General features: G+C 35.4%; 10 protein-coding genes. 9 read left to right on the forward strand and 1 reads right to left on the reverse strand.

All coding sequences use genetic code 11. The features are described from left to right. Positions 1-235: 235 nt before the first annotated feature. Complete coding sequence (locus ACSLUK_RS19795) at positions 236-694, forward strand: hypothetical protein (protein ID WP_448550527.1); 459 nt, start codon at positions 236-238, stop codon at positions 692-694. Between the two features lie 287 nt (positions 695-981). On the opposite strand, the gene ACSLUK_RS19800 is transcribed toward ACSLUK_RS19795, so the two are convergent. Beyond that, positions 982-1170, reverse strand: a complete 189-nt coding sequence (locus tag ACSLUK_RS19800; RefSeq protein ID WP_448550528.1) for a hypothetical protein — start codon at positions 1168-1170, stop codon at positions 982-984. A gap of 67 nt (positions 1171-1237) precedes the next feature. Between ACSLUK_RS19800 and ACSLUK_RS19805 the strand changes: the two genes are divergently transcribed. From ACSLUK_RS19805 to ACSLUK_RS19840, 8 genes are all read left to right on the forward strand, one after another. After that, positions 1238-1639, forward strand: a complete 402-nt coding sequence (locus ACSLUK_RS19805) for a hypothetical protein (RefSeq protein ID WP_448550529.1) — start codon at positions 1238-1240, stop codon at positions 1637-1639. A 115-nt stretch (positions 1640-1754) separates the two neighbouring features. Next, positions 1755-2444 carry a YiiX/YebB-like N1pC/P60 family cysteine hydrolase gene (locus tag ACSLUK_RS19810; protein ID WP_448550530.1) on the forward strand — a complete coding sequence of 230 codons (690 nt, stop codon included), beginning with the start codon at positions 1755-1757 and terminating at the stop codon, positions 2442-2444. A 152-nt stretch (positions 2445-2596) separates the two neighbouring features. Then, on the forward strand, positions 2597-2893 hold the full coding sequence (locus tag ACSLUK_RS19815) for a BrnT family toxin (RefSeq protein ID WP_448550531.1): 297 nt from the start codon (positions 2597-2599) through the stop codon (positions 2891-2893). Continuing rightward, positions 2886-3095, forward strand: a complete 210-nt coding sequence (locus ACSLUK_RS19820; protein ID WP_448550532.1) for a BrnA antitoxin family protein — start codon at positions 2886-2888, stop codon at positions 3093-3095. Before ACSLUK_RS19815 ends, ACSLUK_RS19820 begins: the two co-directional genes overlap by 8 nt. Positions 3096-3219: 124 nt before the next feature. Then, a complete protein-coding gene (locus tag ACSLUK_RS19825) occupies positions 3220-3660 on the forward strand; it encodes a hypothetical protein (protein ID WP_448550533.1) in 441 nt (146 codons plus the stop codon). A 115-nt stretch (positions 3661-3775) separates the two neighbouring features. Continuing rightward, a complete protein-coding gene (locus tag ACSLUK_RS19830) occupies positions 3776-4075 on the forward strand; it encodes a hypothetical protein (RefSeq protein ID WP_448550534.1) in 300 nt (99 codons plus the stop codon). Positions 4076-4197: 122 nt separating this feature from the next. Continuing rightward, complete coding sequence (locus ACSLUK_RS19835; protein ID WP_448550535.1) at positions 4198-4695, forward strand: hypothetical protein; 498 nt, start codon at positions 4198-4200, stop codon at positions 4693-4695. 109 nt (positions 4696-4804) lie between these two features. Continuing rightward, complete coding sequence (locus ACSLUK_RS19840; RefSeq protein WP_448550536.1) at positions 4805-5236, forward strand: hypothetical protein; 432 nt, start codon at positions 4805-4807, stop codon at positions 5234-5236. Positions 5237-5337 lie beyond the last annotated feature (101 nt).

Genomic DNA, 5337 nt, shown 5'->3' on the forward strand with positions numbered 1-5337 from the left:
CCACAGTAATACGGATGCATGTTATTGTAGAAATTCATTGAGCTTTCTCCTATTGGTTTGCTTACCTTGAAGCTTAGTCAATGGCTAGCTTCAGGGAGGAGGCTCAATGAGTATCAAGAGAATGAATCGTGATTCGCCATAGTTTTTCATTTTTAGTTGCAAACGACGCAATAAAATTGCCAAACTAGGCTCACACATTATTCAGGCGTTAGCTGCAGTGTGTAAAATTTGAATTATGGATGAAATAATCTTAAAAACACAGTTAGATAAAGCATTAAAACTACCAATTATTATGTCGGTTATTTTAGCTGGCTTTCTTAGTGTATCTAGTGGGTTTAAAGTTCCTGTTTTACCACTAGTATTATTTTCTCTGTTTCCTGTAGTTTTTATTGGTCTAGCTGTTTTTATTCTTTGCTCGTCAACAACCTTATCCAAGTCGTTTTTAGTAAAAAAAAGCTTTACAGGCTTTGGGTATAAAGGCCGCATTCCTTGGGAAAATATACACGAGATAAAAATTGTAGACCGTAAAGGTTTTACAAAATTAAAACTACTAATTTCATATAAAAGGAATTACTTCTCTCGAAACAATTCAAAAGAAATGGATCGAGAATACGTTTATATTGACGTGAGTTTTACTGGTAAATCAGACAAAGAGATATTACAGCTTGTAAGAAAATACAAAGCTTGCAGCTAAAAAGCTTGCAGCTAACAAGGCAATTAAAACCGGACGCGTAAAGCTTGGCTCGCGCTCGTGCCTCGCTAATTTTAGCCAAGCGTTACTTACCGCTTATTGCGGCGTTAGGCTACTCACCGGAATATTGGAGTAAATTTGAACATTCCGTTTTATATTAAATTACCTGAAAAGGTATTCTTCCTCATTGGTTTTTTGGTAACGTTTCCACTGTTTATAAGTCCAGAATTTGATTTGACGTTATTTGCAATACCATTCTTAGGTATTTACGCTGTTGTATGTTTTATTATTTATTGGCTTCCATATGCAGTAATAAGAAAGGCTGTAGAAATCAAAACTTCCATTTTGTGGGTAAGGTTGCCTTTAACTTTAATGTACTCTGCAACTGTTTTTTCTTGCTCTTGGCTGTATTTCACGTAGCCTAACAAGGCCATTAAGTACGGAACTGTAATTGTTGGCTCGGTTTCGCTCCGCTTCACATTGTAGCCAACAATTACTTGTCCGCTTATGGCGGCGTTATGCGTCTTGAGAAAATGGAGTTTCTAATTGACCTCTGAATTCAAATTTAAATTTTGGTCAAATTTAAAAGTCACACTTAAATTCGTTGGAATTGTGCTGCTTGGGTTAATCATAAAAATAACAATCGATGAGTTCCAAGAAGGTGGAATTGAAGACCCAACCGCTCCTTTAGTATTGTTAACTTTTGTGCCAACACTTTTAATAGGCGTTTTCACTTATACAAAATTAAAGTTATCGAGCTTAAATAAATATCTTTGTTCTCTTATTTTTGGTTTTGCTATTTCATTTTCTATTCTAGTACTTTACTTTATTGCGGTAACTATCGGTTCAACCGAAATTAATTTAAGGTTAGCCAAATTTTTCACAGCACTAATTTTTGCATGTACAACGTTGTTATATCTTCAACTACCATGGCAAAAAGACGCATAACAAGCTGTTTAAGTGCGGGACTGCTAACGTTTGGCTCGGTTTCGCTTCGCTACACATTTTAGCCAAACATAAATCAGCCCCTTAACAGGGCGTTAGCAGTATTAAGGAAGAAGTAGTGCAGTTAGGAGATGTAATTTTAGTTTGTGGAACTAAAGCCCATTCAGAAGCATTAAAATGGCTTCAAAAAACGATTTACCCTAAAGCAAAATCAAGTCATGTTCTATTTTGCTTAGGGGATGGCTGTTTTATCCATGCCACAGGTGATGGTGGAGTTCATTTAAAATTCATTCTTGATGAACTTCAAGAAGTAAAAGATAGTTGGCGAGTAGTTAGGCTAAAACATCTACCTAACAGTAAAAAAGATGAATTAACTCTAGCTGGCTTTTACTTTCTAAAACAAGGCTACAACAAAAAATTTCTTGTTTCTGACGATGAAAATGCTTCTTTTTGCTCAGAGTTAGTAGGAAAGATCTTTCAAAGAGCAGGAATTCATATCATGGGTAATAAAGCTCCACATCGGCTTACTCCGGCTCACTTTGATAAAGAAGCCGATAGAGAAGTAATGTGGAAAGATGTGACTATAGAATGTAAAGACTATCTTGAGGAGCATAAAAAGTTAGAAAAAGTTCACAGAGTTGTTTATAAGCAATTTGAATTCATGCTCAATGCGGTTCATTCAAGAAATGAAATGAAAAATAATGTCATTGAAATGATGAAGAAAATCGATCCTGCTATGGGTGAAAAGTTTGAGTCAATGCAACAAGAAGTCTATGAAAAGAAGAAAATTCATTTTTGGGATCAATAAAAACTGCTAACAAGTCGTTTAAAAGGACAAAAATACAGTTGGCTTTTGCTCCTTCGTCGCTAATTTTAGCCAACAATTTTTTGCCTCTTAACGAGGCGTTAGCTTTACCTCTAGACTTGTCTTATCATTACACTATAACTACAATGTAATTTATGAGTGATTTAACATTTGAGTGGGATCAGAATAAGGCAAGTTCCAATATCAAGAAGCATGGCATAGCTTTTGAAGAGGCTAAATCTGTGTTTTATGATACGCATGCTCGACTTATTCCAGACCCAGATAGCTCTTTTGGAGAAGAGCGCTTTATTATTCTTGGTCAAAGTTCAGACTATAAAACACTTGTTGTCTGTCATTGTTACCGAGAGCCTGATGATCGCATTCGTATAATTTCAGCTCGTAAAGCTGATAAGTTCGAACGCAAGCAATATGAGGGTTTTAGAAATGCGTGATCAATATGACTTTTCAGAATCGGTACCAAATCCGTATTCAAAAAAGCTTAAAAAGCAAATTACCATTCGTTTAGATCAGGACGTAATTGAATACTTTAAAGAACTTTCTGACAAAAATGGTATTCCTTACCAAAATTTAATCAATCTCTACTTAAAAGATTGTGCAAACAGTCATAAAGAGCTAAATCTAAATTGGAAGTAAGTAAAGCAAACAAAAGAATTAATCGTGATTCGCCATAGTTTGTCATTTTTAGTTGCAAACGGCGCAATAAAATTGCCAAACTAAGCTCACACATTATTCAGGCGTTAGGTTTTTAGAGAATCCCGTGAAGTATTTAGCTCTTTTATTAATGTTCCCTCTTGCTACTTTTGCTTGTTCATCAGCTCCTGATAAAAATGAACTGATCCCATATGCTTCAATTTTAAATCCTGCAAAAACGCCTCAAGAAATTGAAGCAATTGGAGTATTTGTTCCAAGTAAGGTTGAAAATGCTTATGCATCTACTGTGAGTATTGCTTACTTCAACGGTGAAAATTTAATGTTACAAACATCAATAAATACTGATCTAGCAGATGAGACTGACATCAAAATAGATCCCAGTGTTAAGGGATATAGTATTTCGTATTTTTATTTAAATATGAGTCAGGTGGATAATGTTGAAATTACTGTTCATTATCGATTTCCTCCAACTAAGGATGGCGGAATGATAATGTGTGGGCCGAGTCGTAATTACAAATTGTCAGACTTGATGGCAAACAAAACCTAACAAGGCAATAATTGAGATTCCTTAAATTTGTCATTTTTAATTGCAAACAGCGCAATAAAACTGCCAAACTACGTCACACAATATTGAAGCGTTATACGTATAGGGAAATCTGAGGTTGATAGAAGGATTAATTTCAATATTGGTAGCGATACTTGAAGCATTACTAGGGCTTTTTACTGCCATTATCGAGTTCATAGCAGGTTTATTTGTTCCTGCTGGGCAAACTCTTACAGCCTTAGATCTTTTTGTAGTTGTATTTGTGCTGGCTATAGAAATTATATTTTGGTTCATTCTTTGGGTTAAAGAGTTGGTAGTTTCCCTTATCAAATGGCGTAAGCCTGTCCATGTAGCTAAGCCTGTTTTATGGCGACCTAAACCTAAATTTAAACAAGATAAAACTGATAAAAAGCAGTAGTATACGTATAACAAGGCCATGAAGAACGGAACCGTAATAGTTGGCTCGGTTTCGCTCCGCTTCACATTGTAGCCAACTATTACTTGTCCGCTTATGGCGGCGTTATATGCCAAGGATTAAATTTGCGCATTAGTTTTCCAAAGTTGAAACCGAATAAGTGGTCATTGTTTAATTTAACCGTAGTGTTGATTTTAGCTACTGTTTTTTATTACATGGGTAAATTTACCGTTGTAAACTCGCTTTTATTAGGATTATGTTGTGCTTTATTAGCTGTAACTCTTTTAGTTTTGATTCGATGGAAAGCTTATATTAAGTTCTTAAAGCAAGTCGGTAAAGAAATTGACCGTGATAGGTTTTATAACAGAGAGCATACGCTATCGGTCGTTCCATTTAAAAAGTTGCATATAGCGGTTCATGCTCGTATGGATGATTCGGCCTTATTAATCAAAAAAGCAAATTGCTACATTGCTATTAACTTTGAGGATATTGACTCTTTTGAACCTACAGAATACCTTGGACAGCCTGTAGCAAAAGTTATTTTGGCTGTAGACAATGATTTGGTATATCCATTGTATGTGCCATGGACTGAAGAAATGGCACAACATGACATTTTTGAATAAGGCATATAACAAGGCGCTCAAGAACGGACAAAAATCAGTTGGCTTTTGTTCACTACGTTCACTATTTTAGCCAACAATTTTTTGCCGCTTAGCGTGGCGTTAGGTGTATATGCAGGATACGGAACATTCTCAAAGTAATGCATTATCTAAATCGGGAATACTAATTTTTTATTTAGTATTTGGTCCACCTATTGGGACTTATGTTTTAGTTAATTTAGTAAAAACGGATTTCAACGATGGTCCATTTTTTTATTGGGTTGGTGGGTACATAGTAGGTGTTGTTCCAGCAATTTTAGCTGCGATTATAAACATGAACTTGTTGCTCGCATTACTTAAGATAAACCCAAATCCTAGTACTCTAAGTTGCGTATTGGTATCCGTGCTTTCTGGGTTTATTCTTAGTGTTTTCTTCTATTTTATTTTAGGCTTTTGGGAACTAAATTTTTTATATTTTTCCGCTGTATTTTGCGCACCAGGTCTATTTTTAGGGTTCTTTAATAAAGGGCTGTGTAATGATACACCTAACACATATGAGCCGTAACTCTGTCAATAAGCAATAGTGTTTTTTTTGCCCGTTTCAAGTCAGTGACGGGCAAGGTTAAATCAATAAGCAAACTCGTTTACTTCGTCTGTCGATGTGGT

The organism is Thalassotalea fusca (genome assembly GCF_053485835.1).

Bases quoted from the DNA above. Each gene is read 5' to 3' on its own strand.
- ACSLUK_RS19795 (WP_448550527.1), top strand. From the start codon at position 236: ATGGATGAAATAATCTTAAAAACACAGTTAGATAAAGCATTAAAACTA.
- ACSLUK_RS19815 (WP_448550531.1), top strand. From the start codon at position 2,597: ATGAGTGATTTAACATTTGAGTGGGATCAGAATAAGGCAAGTTCCAAT.
- ACSLUK_RS19820 (WP_448550532.1), top strand. From the start codon at position 2,886: ATGCGTGATCAATATGACTTTTCAGAATCGGTACCAAATCCGTATTCA.
- ACSLUK_RS19840 (WP_448550536.1), top strand. From the start codon at position 4,805: ATGCAGGATACGGAACATTCTCAAAGTAATGCATTATCTAAATCGGGA.